This is a genomic window from Algoriphagus sp. NF, from assembly GCF_028823735.1.
Classification (GTDB): domain Bacteria; phylum Bacteroidota; class Bacteroidia; order Cytophagales; family Cyclobacteriaceae; genus Algoriphagus; species Algoriphagus marincola.
Map to the genome: position 1 here is coordinate 1 of NZ_JAPEIB010000051.1, position 19080 is coordinate 19080.

The window sequence follows — 19080 nt, forward strand, 5'->3', positions numbered from 1 at the left end:
TATTTCCCCGATACTTATGGAGATTTCCAATTCAGACAAATGCGAATTTTAGAATTCCCCAGATATGCGGGTTTTGCACAGTCTTTTCCAAACACCGTCCCCTATGCAGAAAGCTTTGGTTGGGTTGCAGATTTTTCAGATCCAAACAGCTTTGACTATGTGTATTTCGTGACTGCACATGAGCTTGCACATCAATGGTGGGCCCACCAGATCACACCGAATTACACCCGTGGGTCCAACCTCACTTCTGAAGCTTTGGCTGAATTTTCAGCTCTGATACTCTCTGAAAGAAAGTATGGAAAAGACAACATGAAGCGATTCCTGAGGCAAGAATTGGATAATTACCTATCTGGTAGATCAAATGAATCCAAGAAGGAAAACACCTTTATAAACTGTAACCGACCTTATCAGTGGTATAGTAAAGGGGCTTTGATTCTTTATGGATTGCGTGATTTAATCGGTCCTGAAGCCATGGATTCTGCTTTGTACAAGTTCAATCAAGATTGGGGTCTAAAAGAAGAGCCTCCTTTCCCCGGAAGTGTAGATCTTTATAACTATTTGGCGGAAGCTACACCTGACAGCTTGATGTATTATCTGGATGATACATGGAAGCGGATTACACTGTATAACAACAAAGCCGAAGAAGTGACCGCGAGCAAAGTGAACGATGAAGAATATGATGTGACGATCAAATTCACCTCCCAAAAACTCTATGCTGATGAAACAGGAAGAGAAACTCCAGCAGAGTACGAGGGTGATTATATTGACATCGGAATATTTGCAGAAGACGATCAGGATGAGGACGGGAAGGACAGGGTAAATCCACTCTACGTAGCGAAGTACAAAATAAAACCCGGAGAATCCAGTCTTACTATTCGGGTGAAGGGCGAACCTGCCAAAGCAGGTATCGACCCTTACAATAAATTGATCGACCGAATACCGGATGACAATACGGTTACGGTAGAAATTGAATAGAAAAATCCTAAAACCTTGAACACCTACCCCCGAAAAGCTTGAGACTTCTCGGGGGTATTTTTTTCGGAAAAGCTTGAGCGTATTTTCTAGGAAACAAACCCCACTCATGGATAGAGCCAACCAAATGAACAGTAACTATCATTTTCAAAGGTGAAAATTATGTATCATTAAGAACCAAAACCCTCACTATGAAACGAATCATCATCCTTTGGATCTTCACTTTTCTATGTTTTTCCAACAGCATTGCACAGGAAAACCCCACCATTCGAATCAACCTGGGAGGCTATCCCTCAGACATGCCCAAAAAGGCCTTGCTTCTAAGTGACCAAAAATTACGAAAGCCTATTTTGGTCTTAAAAACCTCATCCGGAGAATCGATTAAGGAACTCCGAGGCGATCTTCATGAACAAGCCTGGCATCCTTTCTCCCATTACTACAGTTTTGACTTTTCAGAGGTAAGCACTGCCGGAAGCTATTATTTCGAGTCCAAAGATGGCAAAATCAAAAGCCAAACTTTTCAAATAGGTCCCTATCCCGCATGGCAAGAGGATGTGGTCAGTTTTATTCGGACTCAACGCTGCGGGTTCAATCCTTTTACCGGAGAATTTTGTCATCAATTGGATGGATTGAGCTTTTTTGGAATCCGGCCAGATTCTACACGAATCGACGCTACAGGTGGCTGGCATGATGCCGGGGATCAATTGAAATACCTAATCACAAGTAGTAATACCACGGCAAGGCTACTGATGGCCTATCAGATGGACCCTGATGGATATATGGATCAGGTCAATGCAAGAGGATTACCGGGACAAAACCAAATCCCTGATATTCTTGATGAAGCCAAGTGGGGACTGGAGTGGATTTTGAAACTTCATCCGAGTCCGAACGAACTCTACCATCAGGTGGCCGATGATCGGGATCATCGAGGATTCAAGCTCCCTCATGAGGAAAATGCAGATTACGGTTGGGGGCCAAATAGCTTTCGGCCAGCCTATTTCGCTACAGGCGAACCGCAGGGACTTTCCCAATACCAAAGCCAAGCCACAGGAATCGCCAACCTTGCCGGAAGATCGGCTGCTACCTTGGCCTTAGGATATGAAGTATTTAGTCAAATCGAAGGATATGAAGTATTTGCTCAGAGCTGTCTGAAATCTGCACATACACTTTATAGGATGGGTAAAAAGCAGGAAGGATATCAGCAGGGCAATAGTTTTGGTGCGCCCTATCGCTATGAGGAAAATACTTGGGCCGATGATATGGAATGGGCTGCTGCCAAATTGTATAAAGTGACCAAAAAACCTGAATTCCTAGAGGACGCACGTCGATATGGAGACCTCATTGCTGCTTGGTCTTGGATGGAAAGGGACACTGCAAGTCACTACGAAATGTACCCCTATGTCAATATGGGTCACTATGCACTTTGGCAGGTGGGCAATGAAGAAGACAAGCAGAAAATGGTGAATTATTACGAACAAAATCTGGAGAAAATTCAAGCCCGAGCCAATCAAAACCCCTACGGAGTCGGACATTTGTTCATTTGGTGTTCCAATAATTTGGCGGCTGCAGTTGCTACCCAAGCCATGCTTTACGAAGAAATGACCGGGTCGAAAAAATATCGTCCTCTTCTACAAAACCATGTCAATTGGCTCCTAGGACTCAATCCCTGGTCTAGTAGTATGATTACCGAAATACCCGAAAAAGCCGACACTCCCGTGGACGTGCATATGCCCTTTTGGAAGATTCTTAACAAATCAGTCAAGGGCAGTTTGGTCGATGGACCTCTTTGGTCCACAATTCATCAGCAGATGCTTGGAATCACCCCCTCCAAGCCGGATGAGTATGCGCACCTCCAGCCTTTGCACATCAAATATCTGGATGATTGGGCGGACTACAGCACCAATGAGCCGACATTGGATGGTTCGGCCGAATTACTCCTCATTTTAAAATACCTAAGCCTTGAGTAAACTTGGTCTATATTTTTTATTGTTTTTCTTTCAGCAAATTGCGCTTAGCCAAAGCCTTTTTGACAAAGAAGGAGCGCTGATTCGGTCTGACAGTTCCAAAAAAGAAATCTATCTCTGCTTTACCGGACATGATTTCTTCGAAGGATTTGAGGAGGTACTGGATGTACTCGCCCAAAATAAGGTAAAAGGCTCCTTTTTTCTGACAGGTGATTTTATACGAGCTCACCGGGAACTAACTCGGGAAATAGCTGAGCAAGGACACTTTGTAGGAGCACATTCGGATAAGCATTTACTCTATTGCGACTGGAGTAAAAGGGATAGTTTGCTTCATTCGAATGCGGAAATCAAAAAGGATATCGAGGATAACCTTACCGAACTCAATAAAATGGCCATTTACCCCGACTATTTTATGCCTCCCTATGAATGGTATAATCAACAGGTGGTAGATATCGCCAAGGAATTGGATCAAATCACGGTCAATTTCACACCCGGTACCCGCAGCAATGCGGACTATACCACTCCAGATATGCCAAATTATCTGAGCAGTGAGGCTATTTTAAATAGTATTTATGAAAAAGAGAAAGACTCCGGATTACATGGCTTTCACCTTTTAATTCACCCGGGCACAAGCCCAAAGCGCACCGACAAATTGTATCATCAACTCGGGGATTTGATCCAAGAACTGAAGCGAAGAGGTTATTCATTTCAAAGATTGTAATATTTCCATAAGGGATTGTGGCCTAGCCTTAGCAATAAAAAAAGGATCTGAACCGTTGAAAAATAAAGGTTTGGCACAGTTTCATCCATTTCTTATCTTCCAGCATCATCCCAAAAAAATACAATTCCCTTCTAGATGAAGAAAACCACCCTATTCTTTGTAATTCCCTTTTTCACACTTTTCTCCCTTGGCACACTCGCCATGGTCAGTTACCGACCGGCAATCAAAAAACAACTTTCTGAAACCTATGCAATTCTCTTGGGTGAACCGGTTCCAAGGCTCGAGGATCAACCCTTGGAGCTACCCGAATTGATGCCTAAACCGGAGGATATTTTCATTGTCCCGGATTTAAATTCTTTCAAAGCGAGATTACGCAAAGATGCCTACTCCAATCACCTTTCTGCAGCAGAAAAAAACGGTACTGAACTGATACTTGACGAAAAGCGCCTTTTTCAACTAGTCGAGAAAGGGACGCTCGTAGAGGTAAACTCCGGAAAGGGCTATGAAGTAGAAAAGCTCACGCACAGTCACCCTTACCTTACTCCTGAAGCAAAAAAAATACTAGAGCAAATCGGTCTGACCTATCAGGCACTCGCAGGAGAAGAAGATTTTTTTACGGTCACTTCCGGCACCCGTACGATCGATCAGCAAAAGAAATTGGGTCGTAGAAACCGAAATGCCACCAAAGGAAACAGCTCTCATTCCTACGGACTTTCTTTCGATATTTCCTACATCCGATTTAATGGAGAGAAATCCTGGGATTGGAAAAAGCAAAAGCAATTGGAAAAGGTCTTAAGTCACTTCCAAAAGCAAGGCAAAATCTATGTGATCAAGGAAAGAAAGCAAAATTGCTTTCATATCACCGTTCGGTAAACCCTCTCTTCTCAGCTTTACCTCAGCAAACAGAGACAACCTGAACTGTTTCCAAATTTTTTTTGACTATTTTCATGTGTTTATAATTTGATTTTCAAAGGCCACATGGAATCTCGCAATCATAATCATCCCTCTGTGTGTCGCTCTCGTCATGCCTGTCTGCCTCAGGCAGGCTCGATTTCATCTTCTCGATTTTCCCAGTAAATCCTACTTCTATGAAAAAATTCCTTTTTGGCCTATTGGGTGCATTAGTCCTTTTAGTAGTCGTTATTTTATTCAATACCCTGAGAATGGGGTCTAAGCAGGTAGATGTAGATCCACTACCTGAAGTAGCAATTTCGGACAAGGTTTATGACAACCTCTCCAAAGCCATCCAATTCAAAACTATCTCCTTCAATGAAAATACGCCTCCGGACTCGGCCGAATTTTTAGGGTTTCATCGTTTTTTGGAAGAGACCTTCCCTTTGACTCATGCCAATTTAAGCTTGGAGAAAATCAGTGATTACACCCTGCTATACAAATGGGAAGGAAGTGACCCGGACAAAAAGCCGTTGATTCTTATGTCACATCAGGATGTGGTCCCAGTGGATGAGCCCACTCTGATGGATTGGGAAGCACCACCCTTTTCCGGCCAAATCACCGATTCACATATTATTGGTCGAGGAACTATGGATGATAAGGGAACCCTAATTGGAGTATTGGAAGCGGTGGAAATGCTACTCGGGGAGTCTTTTCAACCTACCCGAACGCTCTACATTGCATCCGGACATGATGAGGAAATAGGAGGAGTAAACGGTGCGGCAAAGGTAGCTGAATACCTGAAGTCGAAAGGAGTCCAAGCAGCGATGACCATAGACGAAGGAGGATTTATCACAGAAGGCTTGATTCCAGGCATTGAGAAACCAGTAGCTGTCATCAACCTCTCAGAAAAAGGATATGCTACTTTCAAATTAACGGTTGAAACAAAGGGTGGTCATAGCTCAGCGCCTCCACGGGAAAACACCATCGGGATTTTAGCCCAAGCCATCGTGGACTTGGAAAACAATCAATTGCCCTATAAAATGGTCACTCCGCTTGATTATCAGGTTGAATATTTAGGACCCGAGTTACCATTTTCCTTACGAATGGCATTTGCTAATTCCTGGCTACTCAAAGGGCCAATTCTTGAAGGCCTCAATGCTCATACCACCACCGCTCCGACTATCATCTCCGGAGGAGTCAAAGACAATGTCATCCCTACCGTGGCTGAGGCACGGGTAAACTTCCGAATCCTCCCAAGTGAGAATATCGAATCGGTCAAGGCTCATATTGAAAACACCGTATCGGATCTCGTCAAGGTGGAGCTTGAAGGATTTGCCACCAATCCTTCCCCGGTATCCAGTATCGACTCAGAGGAGTACAAAACGCTGGAAAGAACCATCCGAGGAATGTTTCCAGAGACGATTGTGATTCCAAGTATGATAGGTGGAGGTACGGATGCCCGCTATTTCTATGAGATTTCGGATGAGGTCTATCGCTTTTATCCACTTCGAATGGACTCTACGAGTCTTACTAGGTTTCATGGAATCGATGAAAAAATCGGGAAGGAGAATTACAAGGAGATCATCGCCTTTTCCTATCATTTGATCAAGGAGATGCAATAGGCTTAGCCAATTTTGATTAATTTGAAGGGTATAAACGAAAAAGTAAAACAGGTTTTTGATAAACGTATTTTCTGGGATGTCAATTTTGAAAACCTGGATTATGACAAAAAGTACAAGTTTGTCATCGAACGGGTTTTCGAACGGGGCGACGTACCCGATATCCGCAACTGTCGTAGGTACTATTGAGACGATATGATTCGGGAGGTGCTTTTAAATGCTAAGTTTTTGTCAAAAACAACCCTCTATTTAGCAGCTGCAATAGTTGAGAGACCCATTGAAGAATTTAGATGCTACAAACTCAGACAGTTGAGTCCCGAACTCTATCCTTTCTAACTTGCTTAGTTAAGCATTTTAAAATCCCTTGGCGTCAAGCCAGTAATTTTCTTAAAGCTCCTGTTGAAATAGGACAGGTTCTCAAATCCCACCTGAAATGCAATCTCTGAAATTCCCAAATCGGTCTCCTGAAGAAGTTTCTGTGCTTCATTGATTCGAATCTGCAGCAAATACTGCGTAAAAGTCTTCCGGGTTCGCAGCTTAAAATATCGACAAAATGCCTCCTTCGAGAGGTTGGCAATGGAAGCCGTATCATCCAGGCTAATCTTCTGGTAACGATGATCAAGCAAATACTGCATCACCCGATTCATTCGACTCCCATCTTTCTCAGATAGCCCCTGAAAAAGACCATCTTGATTTAATTGTTGTAAATCATCCTTTGCCCCATCTAAAAGACTTAGTAGTTGCACCGCCAATTGAAAACGTTTCAATCCAGCTGACTTTCCAAAAATTTCTAGCAAGTCAATGATTTTTTCTTGTGTTTCTCCTTTCACCTGAAAACACAAACCAGTGTATTCCCGAAACCTTTGAAGAGACGAAAGCTCTTCCAAGTCTCCAATCGCCCGCCCCAATGCATCAAAATCAAAAAAAATAGTCCTACCCTCAGATCGCAAATCATTATTTTCCTCAAAATACTCCGGATCACTTCGGAAAACATGGGGAACATTTTCACCCAAAAAAAATAAATCTCCTGCTGAAAACCTCCCCACATAGTCCCCACTTAAGAATTGTCCCTTTCCTTCCATAATGTAAGTCAATTGAAACAGGGGGTGCTGATGAAGCTTGTCATAGAAAGTCTTTCCACTATCCTCCTGATAGCGGACAAACTCTTTTTGGGATTTTGGAACTTGAAAGGAAATTACCTTGGCCATGTCTCAAATTAATATGAAATTCACTAAAAAAACTCCATTTACACCAATTATGATCAATATAGTATCAGAGTGAATTAATCCTGTGAAAGATTTTCCTAGACTCATCTTATACTTTTGAATAAAAATCTTCGTGCCCTAATTGGTAAAAAATTAAAATACTATGAACTGGAAAGGCGTTTTCCCCGCAGTCACCACCAAATTTCATTCAGATGGAAGTTTGGATATGGAGCTATTCTTCAAAAACCTGGATTTCCAATTGGAATCGGGAGTACACGGAATCATTCTAGGCGGTACCTTGGGCGAAAGCTCTGTACTATCTCAGGAGGAAAAAATCACCCTAACCCGAGAGACAGTCAAACATATCAATGGAAAGGTCCCTGTCATCCTCAATATCGCAGAGGGAGCGACGCAGGACGCACTCTTTTGGGCTAAAAAAGCTGAAGAGCTCGGAGCTTCCGGCTTGATGATTCTCCCGCCAATGCGATACGCTGCAGATGCAAGGGAAGTCGTCACCTATTTCAAAACGGTCGCCAAGTCCACTGCTCTCCCCATGATGATTTACAACAATCCGGTGGATTACAAGACTTTGGTGACTGTGGATATGTTTGCCGAACTCGCAGAGTGCCCGAACATCCAAGCTATCAAGGAATCTACCCGAGACATCTCCAATGTTACCCGCATGATCAACCGCTTTGGCGATCGCTATCAAATACTCTGTGGGGTGGACACCTTAGCCTTGGAAGAGTTGCTGATGGGAGCCGTGGGCTGGGTAGCAGGCTTGGTTTGTGCCTTCCCAAAAGAAACCGTGACGATATTCAATTTGGTACAGGAAGGGAGAATCGAAGAAGCGAGAGAAATCTATCGCTGGTTTTTGCCCTTGCTCGAACTCGATATTCACCCAAAACTCGTCCAATACATCAAGCTGGCCGAGCAGCACTGTGGCATCGGTTCTGAGTATGTCCGTGCGCCACGATTGACCCTGATTGGTGAAGAGCGGGAAAGAATTGAGAAAATCATTTTGGATGGAATCAAAAATCGGCCGTTATTATAAATCATACAGTAGAAATACAACGGAGATATGAGATTGGCTCAAAAGGTTTTCGTCATTGCGAACGAAGTGAAACAATCTATTCTGATTAGATATAAATCAATATGGAGATCGCTTCTCCCGAGCATGTCGGAATCGCGATGACGGGACACAATTCTTTTTAGCCAATCGCGAAACATGCAGCCCCGCTTGCAGAGCTTATTTCCAGGTATTTCCACCGTGTTTCTTCTCCTTATAAAAATTAAAAATTATGAACCTCGACCAAATATTCAACGCCGCACAAGAAGCATTTCTTTTCTATAAAAACATCTCTTCAAGAGAAAAATCCGAATTTCTAAATACGCTAGCAGAAACACTCGAAGCAAATCGATCCGAGATCGTTTCCCTTGCCGTTGTGGAATCCAATCTTCCGGATGGGAGAATCAATGGTGAATTGGGTAGAACAGTAGGTCAAATTCGCCTTTTTGCAAATTTGGTCAAAGAAGGGAGTTGGGTAGAAGCCACCATCGACCCTGCCATGCCAGACCGCACACCCCTGCCCCGTGCAGATATTCGTCGGATGTTGACACCACTAGGCCCGGTGGTCGTATTTGGAGCGAGTAATTTTCCTTTGGCATTTTCCACGGCTGGTGGAGATACCATTTCTGCCTTAGCCGCCGGCTGCCCGGTGATTTACAAAGCGCATCCTGCCCATCCCGAAACTTCCAAAAAGGTAGCCGACTGCATCCATCAAGCCATCTCAAAGAGCAATCTTCCCCAAGCGCTCTTTACGCATGTAGAAGGTGGAATTGCCGAAGGACAAGCCTTGGTCAAGCATCCATTGGCAAAAGCCGTAGCCTTTACCGGTTCACATACTGGTGGAAAAGCCCTTTTTGACCTAGCCAATCAGCGGGAAGAGCCCATTCCGGTTTTTGCAGAGATGGGGTCAGTCAATCCGATTTTCTGCTTTCCTCAAAAGTTGAAAAATGAAAACGACTCACTTGCAAAAGCTTTTGTGGGTTCCTTGACCTTGGGTGTAGGACAATTTTGCACCAATCCAGGCTTGATTTTCGTGCCAAAAGAACAAGCAGCGGCATTCGAAAAAGCCATCGCTGAAGAAATGAATGACATCGCCTCCGCTCCCATGCTTCATCCTGGAATTGCAGAGGCTTACTACAATTCCCTACAGTTTCTACAATCCCGCGAAGAACTACGATGGGTCAAGGTGGCCGATGCACAGCACCTGATCAACGGGAGTACGGCTTTGGCGGAGATCAAAGCAAGTGACTGGTTGAAAGATTCTGTTTTCCAGCAGGAAGTTTTTGGAGCTTTTGCTATGATGGTGGTCTACGAAACGGAGGCTGAACTACAAGAAATCGCCAAACACCTTCACGGGCAATTGACCATCACCGTATGGGCAGAATCAGCCGAACTCCAAAATCAGCTTTTTCTGATCAATTTATTGGAAGAGAAGTGCGGTCGACTTCTTTTCAAGGGAGTACCAACCGGAGTGGAAGTGGGTCATGCTATGCAGCATGGAGGACCTTACCCATCGACTACCGATGCCCGGAGTACATCAGTGGGAGCCTATGCCATCAAGCGCTTTGCCCGCCCGATCGCCTTTCAAGACATGCCGCAGGAATTACTTCCGGAAGCCTTGAAAGATGGAAATCCATTGGGGATATGGAGAATGGTGGATGGAGAGTTTGAAAAATGAAAGACAATGGAAATATACCCTCATCCGTCGGTTGAAACACAATGGAAATACGGTGGATATATACCCTCCTTTGTCGGGCGAAATATGATGAAGAGCTCGTTTCACTAAGCTAAGTGCACTCTCCCTATTTCGCTCCGCTTGCGGAGCCTATTTCAACTATATTTCAATCGTATTTCAGCTTATTAATCTTAAAAGAATCTTCTACTCCTAAAAAATGCCCTCCCGCCACACCTTCTCTTGCATTGACGCGCATACCTGCGGTAATCCCGTACGGGTAGTTTCCGGTGGTGTTCCTTTTTTGAAAGGAGAAACCATGCTGCAAAAGCGTCAGTACTTTCTTGAAAACTATGATTGGATCCGAACAGGGCTGATGTTTGAGCCACGGGGTCATGATATGATGTCGGGCTCCATGCTATTCCCTCCACATGATCCGAATAATGATTTCGCCATTCTTTTTATTGAAACCTCCGGTTGCCTTCCCATGTGTGGGCATGGCACGATCGGCACGATTACCATCGCCATCGAAGAAGGTTTGATCTATCCCAAAACCCCAGGCTTCTTGCGAATGGAAGCTCCGGCAGGCTTAGTCTTGGTGGAATATAAGCAGGAAGGCAAAAAGGTCAAATCAGTTAAACTGACCAATGTCAAAAGCTATTTGGCAGCGGAAAATCTGGAAATCGAGATCGAAGAACTTGGCAAGCTTCATGTCGATGTTGCCTATGGAGGAAATTTCTATTGCATAGTCGATCCACAGGAGAATTTTCCTGGCTTGGAGCATTTTAAAGCCGAACAACTGATCTCAATGGCCAGAAATCTCCGGGCGAAAATGAACGAACGCTATGATTTTGTTCATCCCGAGCACGAAAGAATCCGTGGGCTTTCTCATGTGATGTGGACGGGTGAAACCTTGGATAGGACTAGCACAGCCCGAAATGCCGTATTCTACGGAGACAAAGCCATTGACCGCTCACCCTGTGGCACCGGCACATCTGCTAGGATGGCCCAATGGTTTGCAAAAGGAAAGTTAAAACCCGGTGATGAATTCATCCATGAAAGTTTTATCGGTTCGAAATTTATCGGTAGAATCGAAGAAGTTAGCGAGATTGCAGGAAAACTCGCTATCATTCCAAGCATAGAAGGTTGGGCGAAAGTTTATGGATACAATACCATCATCTTGGATGAGGACGATCCTTATGTGCATGGATTTCAAGTTATTTAAGAGTCAAGATGCGAGAGCCAAGAAATTAGACTTTATGCGATCTTGCCTCTTGTTTCTAGCTTCAAGCATCTAATTATGAAACCAACCATCATCATCGGCGGAGGAATCGTTGGGCTATTTTCAGTTTACTACCTACCACAAAGCCCATGCAGCCTTTAGGAGAAATTGATGAGTCCTAATGTTCTACTTTACAGATACGATTCAAAGGGAAAAAGTACGAAAGAAAACTTCTAGGCTTCTCGGGAATAACCCAAGGCTCGATGCTCCTTCGAACAAAGTTTGTCCATAGTTTCTGATATAAATGTTGTAGCTGCGCATTCCTTTTGTATTTAATAGAATAAGCCAATTGACTTAAAGAGAACAAAGGGTTGTTACGAGACTAATACGCGGTGAGAGCCTATGCGATTCCAAATTTTGCATTCGCACGATTCTCAAAGCAATTCTTGCTTTGCAAAACCATCTGGTGGGTCCACATTATCAGATTTGTGAAAATGAAACTCTAAAAATTGTATTGCATAGATTTTATTTAATTTTAGGACCCTATGCAAACACTTTGTACAATTGACTGAAGGATGACATAGCCACTTACTGGACATCTTTTACTAGACGAATTCCAATCATATCAAGTGGTCTATTCCAAACCGCACCAATCGGTGCTTTTCTTTCTGGTTCAAGGAACATTTTGGATGAAAAAAAAGTACCTCCCCGAACTTGAAATTCTTGGGAACCTTTTTCTAAAAGAACTACTTCAGCTGCATTTCCTACTAAATCATAAATGCCTAATTCATTAGGTATTTTAGTTCCTACATCCATTGGGAACCAGCTATCTGTATTCCCCTCATACCAGCCTAATTTGCGAAGATCATTTCCTCCAGGATAAGCATATTGATAATCTTTTTGTCCTGCTTTCACCGCATGCATCCATTCTTGGAGAGTAGGAATCCTTTTGTTCACCCAATTTGCATAGGCTTGCACGTCGCTAGGGGCGAGATGCATTACCGGATGATTTCTAAATTCCGGAATCTTATCTAAGGTTTCTTCTATTCCGTTTTCGTCCAATAGAGTATGCCTATTCCAGGCCTTACCTTCAATAATCTCCCAATTTGTACCACCCTTAAGTCGCATTGTACCTCCTAGCTTTTCTGCCTCGGTAACATAACCCGTGGCCTCCACAAATTCAGCAAACTCTGCAATAGTCAGTTCGTACTGATCCATATAAAAGGACTCAATTTCATCATTACCGGGAACCAATACCATTTTTGACGGGCCTTCTATATGGCTCTGATGGTGACCCCACCTGAGTAAAACCAGAAATAAAAACGAAATCACTGAACTAATTTTCATAGATACAGAGCAACAATTTGTTTTCTTGATTCATTAATTGAGGTACATTAGCCTTCAGTTTTCCGCTCACCTGCCCATCTATATCTTGCTCCAGAATCTCGTAGAAGTATTCACTGTCTAACAACTTAAAAACTTTTTTATCCTGAACATCAAGATATGGGAGTAAGGGTAGGCCTAGGTTGGAATCAAATAAGGATTGAGTGAGATACAATGTGTTTGTACGCTTTTCAAGGACTCCCCATCTTGGATATAACCCATCTTTAATCATCATGAACAATGAAAACTCTTCCGAATCAATATAATTATCTAGAAAGGCTATACCGCGATCATCCTGCAATTTCTCAAAATATTCCCCTAGATCTTGTAACCCGAACAAATTCTGTGTTTGAGGTAAAGAAGAAAATCGCGTAATCACATAATCTGAGTCATCTCCTTTAATTGAAACGGAATACGCTCGTGATCCATGGGCGGGTGTCAGTATGACTCTCCCATGTTGAAGAGTCAACTCTTTTTCACCCGAAACTTCGGCTCTAAGACCTTCAGGAACCTCTAAATACGAGTATACTTTCTCATCATCATCCAAATCATAAAGCGTGAGCATGCGGAATTCGTCCGATGGCAATTGTTCAGAAGGAAAAGGCAAGGTGTACAGCCAAACTTTATTCTCACCGCCATAAGCAATAAAATGAAACAAGTCACCGCTTGGCAATGAAATTACATTCAAAAACTCACCTGTGGTGCTAAACTCAAAAATCTTCCATCCCGTCAAAATCAACAAACTGTTTCGATCAGGATGGAAAACAAAATCTTCCATCCTTGGGACTTCCCCTGGACCATTCCCTCCAGTCTCGATTTGACTGATAAATTGTCCTTGGTCATCCACAATCAGGATAGTATTTTCAAGATCAATATCACCTAAAAAATATTTCCCATCTCCCGACTGGATCTTATCAGCAGTATAAAATGGTTGTTCTTCTGGTATGCTAATAACTAAATAGTTGCTGTGGGAATAATAATCTTGCAGCGCTATACGGTAACTATCTTCGACAATAGACCATCCCACATCAATGAGGGAATCTTGGGTTTTATCTTGAGACAGACAGGAAAATAAAAGAATACTTAGCCCAATAAAATTTAATACTTTTCTAGCCATATCTTTTATAAGAGAAAAAGAGGCTGAACAGACCATTTCTCTTGCATCAGTCTGAAACCTCTGCACCAGCCTCTAAATTTATCTATGCTTTGCTGCAACTAGTGGCAGTACATTCTTCCATCAATCCCGGTTTACATTTATCCTTTCTGCCTAGGCTGAATTCAAAGCCTCCGCTTCCAACGAACTCAAATCCAGACTTAACGTCTATTCCAATTTTAAGCTTGGCTATCACACAGACGACATTTTTAGATGAATATAATTCAGCACTTGCTAAACTTTGAGCGCTTGCATCACTTACTGTAAAAGGACTATTTCCATTACTGAATAATGCCAAAATAAATACAACTAAACTTACCTTGAGAATTTTTTTTCGCTTCATTTTTTTGGAATTTAAAATTGAGAAAATAAAGAAGACGCCTACCAAATAAACTAATTAGCTTTTTAATATTAAAGAATAGTTGAAAAAAAACAATAGTCTATTTAAGGAAACAGCCGAAAAGGAAACAACTAGTAAAATATCATAAACTAACAACCGTTTACCATAAATAAAAAAACCTTTGAAAGACAATTACTAACGGTTAGAAGTCTTTAAAATTCCTAATATTGAAAATGCACCTTTTTATGCATATTGGTGCCTAATCCGTAAATTCAAGATATGAAATCGAGCCTGTCTTCAGGCAGACATGACGTACCTGTCACATAAAGGAATGATTGTAATTGCGACCTGCCTATCGCAGGAAGGGATTCCATGTGACCTTTGAAAAACAATTATAAACACATGAAATCGAGGATGTCGGAGTCGATAAACACTGGAATGATTGTAAAACATGCGAGATTCCATCTGACCTCTAAAAAACAAATTATAAACAGATGAAATCGACACGATTAAAATCATCATTAAACACACAGGGAAATGATTATTTTAATCGTCAAAGATTCCATCTGACCATTGAATAGCAAAAATAAACAGATGAAACCAACCATCATCATCGGCGGAGGAATCGTTGGACTCTTCACTGCATATTTCCTACAAAAAGAAGGAATTGAAGTCAGCATCATTGACCGAACTGACCTGAAGGACAGTTGCTCCACGGGAAATGCAGGTATGATTGTCCCATCTCACATCATCCCACTTGCTGCTCCCGGAATGATTGCCAAGGGGATATCTTGGATGTTTTCTTCCAAAAGTCCATTTTACATCCATCCCCGATTCGATTATAAGCTTTTGCAATGGAGCTTGCTATTTTTCAAGTCTGCCAATCAAAAGCAGGTGGAAAAGGCCATCCCCTTTTTGAAAAATATCTCCCTACTATCCAAATCACTCTACCTCCAATTTCGGGAAGAACATCCCGAGGCCACTTTGGCCTTTCAGGAAAAAGGGTTGATGATGGTCTATCAGACTGATGCCGTAGAAAAGGAAGAGGTAGAATTTGCCCATTTGGCTCGAAAGCATGGATTGGAGGCTGAAATTCTCGGTCCAACAGACATCCAAAAGATCGAACCCAACCTAGAAGTCAAAGCCAAAGGTGCCGTACTCTTTCCCGGCGATGCCCACCTAGACCCGGGTGCTTTGTACAGTTTCCTGAGAAAGTATCTGGAAGAAAAAGGAGTTCAATTTCATACAGAAACCGAAGTCATGGGCTTCGAAAAGTCTGCTGGGAAGGTAGCAGCCGTTTTGACAGATAAAGGAAAAATAGAAGCTGAAAAGATATTGCTTTGCGGAGGTTCCTGGTCTGGAGAGTTAGCCAAAAAATTGGGCTTTTCACTCCCCATGATGGGAGGAAAGGGATATTCCTTTCTCCAAAAAAACCAGCCTGAAATCAGGCAAGCGAGTATCCTCACTGAAATGAAGGTTGCCGTGAGCCCTTATGGTAACAAGATTCGATTTGGAGGCACGATGGAGATCGCGGGAACCAATCAAAAAATCGACATGAAGCGCGTGCAGGGTATTTTTGAGTCGATCAATCGCTACTACCCTGACTTTCAAGCTCAATTCCCAAAGGAAACCGAAATCTGGAAAGGTCTGCGTCCTTGCTCCCCGGATGGCTTACCCTACATCGGCCTTGCACCCGGCTACTCGAACGTCCTGGTAGGCAGCGGGCATTCTATGATGGGAATCTCCATGGCTCCGGCTACCGGAAAGCTTCTAGCCGAACTCCATCAGCAAAAAGAGCCTACGATGGAAATCAGCGGATTTGAGGTAGGAAGGTTTAATTAAGTGGCTAAATATTTGAAATAATAGACCAAAATTAGTTTCCAATCTATATGGGCAGGAAGTAGGAAGATGGGAGTTGGAAGCATGTTGCCGATTTGATTTGGATGTTTAATCTCCGATGGATGATGCCATTCAATTCCTATCAAAGGATTAAAGATTCAACCAACCATCCCATTTTACCCCTTATCAAAAACATTTAACTTCCATCTTTCCTCACGCGTAATATTTTCAACTACTCAAACCTAAATCCCCTTTTATCCAATGCGAGAAAACCTAGAAAAGAACTTAGCACTATTGATCATTCGATTGGGTGCCGGAGGCATGATGCTTACCCACGGTATCCCAAAAATCAACCGTCTGATGGCTGATGAAGTCAAATTTGCCGACCCTTTTGGATTAGGCCCAACGGTATCCTTAGCCCTTGCCACTTTTGCCGAGGTTGGCTGTGCCATTCTAGTCATCATTGGATTCAAGGTTCGTTTGGCCACTATCCCTCTAATGATTACCATGTTGACCGCAGCTTTTTATGCACATTGGGACGATCCTTTTGGAAGAAAAGAATTGCCGTTACTTTTCTTTATCTGTTTTTTGTCACTCTTGATTCAGGGAGGTGGAAACTTTTCCATCGATGGATTATTTGGCAGGAAGAAAAACATCTACAAAGGTCCGGCACTCTAATCTTGACATCATTTACCCATCTATAAAACTAATTTGAGGCCAAGGTTTTGAATATTCGTCATTGGGCTGAGGCATTCCAGGCGTACTTCTTCCTTCCTGAATGTATTTAATCAAAAGCTTCTTCAAATCGGACACTATTTCAGGATACCGGTCTTGAAGGTTTTGACTTTCGCCAGGGTCTAAAGCGAGGTTGTAAAGTTGTACTTCTGGCAATCCTTCCTCGGCAGGATCTCCTGGCTTGGGAAAGCTCCATCCGCCAGACCCCTTCGCCATGATGAGTTTCCAATCTCCCTGTCGAATGGCAAAACTTCCATTTATTGAATGATGGACTGTAGCTTCTCGAACTATACCTTCAGTATCATTTCCTTCCAGCATTTTCAACAAACTGAAGCTATCTTCCCCTTCATTTGGTTTTAAATCGTAAGCCACGATTTCGGCTGCAGTCGCCATTAAATCAGTCAAGCAGATGGTCTGACTGCTCGATACTCCAGGTTTGATCTTTGAAGGCCATTTTGCTATAAACGGTACCCTATGTCCACCTTCATATATATCCGCCTTATGTCCTCTATAAATATAGCTCGAATAATGGCCGGCAGCTTGCATGATGTCTAAGCCTGCGGCAGGAGATCCCCCATTATCACTGGTGAAAATTACCAAAGTATTATCCTCTATACCTGCCTTTTTAATGGCTTCATTTACTTGACCGACATAGTCATCAATCATTAACATAAAGTCAGCATAAGGGGCAACGCCACTTTTCCCTTGCCATTCAGGGGTAGGTAAAATCGGAGTATGAGGTGAAGGCAATGCTAAATAAAGAAAAAAGGGTTGATTCTGTTTTGATTGACCTTTGATGTACTGAATCGAGCGCTCAAAGAAATTCGGAGTCACCTGCTCATGATCAAAATCCGGGGCTGTTGGTCCTTCCCTCCACCAAGAATACTTTCCTGTATTGACAGTCACGGTGTCTGGTATTGCAGTGACTTTACCATTTTCTACATAAACATAAGGTGCCATATCAAGGGAACCTGAATGTCCAAAGGCATAATCAAAGCCTAAATCATTTGGTGTGTGAGAAACAGGCTTGGTAAAATCCAGCTGTTCAAAATCCTTTGCATCCCAGCCTTCGCCACGCAAGGAGTCTCCCTCCTGCAATCCCCAATTCCAGCCCAAGTGCCACTTCCCAATAAAAGCGGTATGGTAGCCAGCATTTTTCATAACGTCCGCAATGGTAGTCCGCTCTTTTTCAATCAATGCTTTTGATTTCCCGGTTAATACCCCACTTTTCAGTTTGCTTCGCCAATTATACCGCCCTGTCAGCAATCCATAGCGTGTCGGAGTACAAACTGCCGAAGGAGTATGAGCATCCGTAAAACGCATACCTTCTTGAGCTAATTGATCGATATGGGGTGTGGGAATTTTGCTTTCAGGATTGAAAGCTCCAATATCCCCGTAACCCAAATCATCTGCCAAGATGATGATCACATTGGGATGCTCTTTGGTGGCTGTTTTTTCTTGACAGGAATAGAAAAAAGATAAACTGATCAGCAAACTGATCCAATGTAGGGGCTTTTTCATAGTGCTTGGGATTACAACAACAAGCTAGCTTTTTGAGGCAAGAATTTCAAACTACCTGAGAGCAGGATCAAAAAAGGAAGGGATTTATCAACTTACCTTTGGTAAGTTACTAAAGGTAAGCTAGTCCAAATCAAATGAAATCGAGCATGACCCAAAGCGACACACAGGGGGCTTATTAGCACAGACTACTTATCAATCATCTTTTTGAGAAGCTCTACTTTTTCTCGTTCAGAATCTAGCAATCGTTCGTACAGCTTTTTATTTTCTTCCATCACTTCCAAAAGTTTGTCCAATGGATTAAAAGTTGGGTTCTGATTATAGATTAAGCCCGTTGCATGATCATGCGAGGTAAATGTGTTTGAAATGATATTCACAGCAACATCTTGATCAAATTTTTCAATAGCTTCAACAGGTACCTTTAGCACCTCGGCAACCTGCTTCATCAAATCCTTCTCCACTCTCTCTTTTTGTTCAAGTAGACTCACCTTCTTTTGAGACCAATCCGATCCTAGTGCATCAGCCAAGACCTCTTGTTTGATACCCATCATTTCTCTGAATCGTTTGATATTTCTGCCGTGGTGAATAGTCGAGTTCATAGTTGTAAAAACAATAAGATTATTAATGTCTAAGATACTCCGATCCATTTAGACTAGCAATACAAAAAATGAACATGGAATAAATTAGAAGTCCTTAAATCTCTAAATATGCCATTCTGAGCAAATTCAAGCTGTAAACCTGAAGATTATGGAATAATTTATCCACAAAGCAATT

General features: G+C 42.6%; 17 protein-coding genes. 11 read left to right on the forward strand and 6 right to left on the reverse strand.

Annotation, left to right across the window (positions count from 1 at the left end):
- The 6 genes from OU792_RS17050 to OU792_RS18695 all read left to right on the forward strand — a co-directional run.
- A partial coding sequence (locus OU792_RS17050; protein WP_274670835.1) for a M1 family aminopeptidase occupies nt 1-975 on the forward strand: 975 nt, incomplete at its 5' end.
- Nucleotides 976-1163: 188 nt separating this feature from the next.
- A complete protein-coding gene (locus OU792_RS17055) occupies nt 1164-2939 on the forward strand; it encodes a glycoside hydrolase family 9 protein (protein WP_274670836.1) in 1776 nt (591 codons plus the stop codon).
- A complete protein-coding gene (locus OU792_RS17060; protein ID WP_274670837.1) occupies nt 2932-3657 on the forward strand; it encodes a polysaccharide deacetylase family protein in 726 nt (241 codons plus the stop codon). The genes OU792_RS17055 and OU792_RS17060 overlap by 8 nt, the downstream gene beginning before the upstream one ends.
- Before the next feature lie 135 nt (nt 3658-3792).
- Complete coding sequence (locus OU792_RS17065; protein ID WP_274670838.1) at nt 3793-4530, forward strand: DUF5715 family protein; 738 nt, start codon at nt 3793-3795, stop codon at nt 4528-4530.
- A 215-nt stretch (nt 4531-4745) separates the two neighbouring features.
- On the forward strand, nt 4746-6173 hold the full coding sequence (locus tag OU792_RS17070; protein WP_274670839.1) for a M20 family peptidase: 1428 nt from the start codon (nt 4746-4748) through the stop codon (nt 6171-6173).
- A 21-nt stretch (nt 6174-6194) separates the two neighbouring features.
- Nucleotides 6195-6359 carry a DUF6922 domain-containing protein gene (locus OU792_RS18695; RefSeq protein WP_446698918.1) on the forward strand — a complete coding sequence of 55 codons (165 nt, stop codon included), beginning with the start codon at nt 6195-6197 and terminating at the stop codon, nt 6357-6359.
- 152 nt (nt 6360-6511) lie between these two features.
- Here the strand turns inward: OU792_RS18695 and OU792_RS17075 are convergent, their stop codons facing one another.
- On the reverse strand, nt 6512-7378 hold the full coding sequence (locus tag OU792_RS17075; protein ID WP_274670840.1) for a helix-turn-helix domain-containing protein: 867 nt from the start codon (nt 7376-7378) through the stop codon (nt 6512-6514).
- A 160-nt stretch (nt 7379-7538) separates the two neighbouring features.
- On the opposite strand from OU792_RS17075, the gene OU792_RS17080 reads away from it, so the two are divergent.
- The 3 genes from OU792_RS17080 (at nt 7539) to OU792_RS17090 (ending at nt 11341) form a co-directional block, all read left to right on the forward strand.
- Nucleotides 7539-8429, forward strand: a complete 891-nt coding sequence (locus OU792_RS17080) for a dihydrodipicolinate synthase family protein (protein ID WP_134199485.1) — start codon at nt 7539-7541, stop codon at nt 8427-8429.
- A gap of 247 nt (nt 8430-8676) precedes the next feature.
- Complete coding sequence (locus tag OU792_RS17085) at nt 8677-10122, forward strand: aldehyde dehydrogenase (NADP(+)) (RefSeq protein WP_274670841.1); 1446 nt, start codon at nt 8677-8679, stop codon at nt 10120-10122.
- Between the two features lie 214 nt (nt 10123-10336).
- On the forward strand, nt 10337-11341 hold the full coding sequence (locus tag OU792_RS17090; RefSeq protein ID WP_274670842.1) for a 4-hydroxyproline epimerase: 1005 nt from the start codon (nt 10337-10339) through the stop codon (nt 11339-11341).
- Nucleotides 11342-11926: 585 nt separating this feature from the next.
- On the opposite strand, the gene OU792_RS17095 is transcribed toward OU792_RS17090, so the two are convergent.
- The 3 genes from OU792_RS17095 to OU792_RS17105 form a co-directional block, all read right to left on the reverse strand.
- Nucleotides 11927-12685: an SUMF1/EgtB/PvdO family nonheme iron enzyme gene (locus tag OU792_RS17095; RefSeq protein ID WP_222583989.1), complete on the reverse strand. Its 759-nt coding sequence runs from the start codon at nt 12683-12685 to the stop codon at nt 11927-11929.
- Nucleotides 12675-13838, reverse strand: coding sequence for a 6-bladed beta-propeller (locus OU792_RS17100; RefSeq protein ID WP_274670843.1), 1164 nt, complete (start codon nt 13836-13838; stop codon nt 12675-12677). Before OU792_RS17100 ends, OU792_RS17095 begins: the two co-directional genes overlap by 11 nt.
- 82 nt (nt 13839-13920) lie before the next feature.
- Nucleotides 13921-14217, reverse strand: coding sequence for a hypothetical protein (locus OU792_RS17105; RefSeq protein ID WP_274670844.1), 297 nt, complete (start codon nt 14215-14217; stop codon nt 13921-13923).
- A 591-nt stretch (nt 14218-14808) separates the two neighbouring features.
- Here OU792_RS17105 and OU792_RS17110 point away from each other — a divergent pair.
- Together OU792_RS17110 and OU792_RS17115 are read left to right on the forward strand one after the other, a co-directional pair.
- Nucleotides 14809-16056, forward strand: a complete 1248-nt coding sequence (locus tag OU792_RS17110; protein ID WP_274670845.1) for an NAD(P)/FAD-dependent oxidoreductase — start codon at nt 14809-14811, stop codon at nt 16054-16056.
- Between the two features lie 258 nt (nt 16057-16314).
- Nucleotides 16315-16731, forward strand: a complete 417-nt coding sequence (locus OU792_RS17115) for a DoxX family protein (protein WP_274670846.1) — start codon at nt 16315-16317, stop codon at nt 16729-16731.
- A gap of 12 nt (nt 16732-16743) precedes the next feature.
- Here the strand turns inward: OU792_RS17115 and OU792_RS17120 are convergent, their stop codons facing one another.
- Together OU792_RS17120 and OU792_RS17125 are read right to left on the reverse strand one after the other, a co-directional pair.
- Nucleotides 16744-18309 carry a sulfatase family protein gene (locus OU792_RS17120; protein ID WP_274670847.1) on the reverse strand — a complete coding sequence of 522 codons (1566 nt, stop codon included), beginning with the start codon at nt 18307-18309 and terminating at the stop codon, nt 16744-16746.
- A gap of 185 nt (nt 18310-18494) precedes the next feature.
- Nucleotides 18495-18905, reverse strand: coding sequence for a helix-turn-helix transcriptional regulator (locus OU792_RS17125; RefSeq protein ID WP_274670848.1), 411 nt, complete (start codon nt 18903-18905; stop codon nt 18495-18497).
- Nucleotides 18906-19080 lie beyond the last annotated feature (175 nt).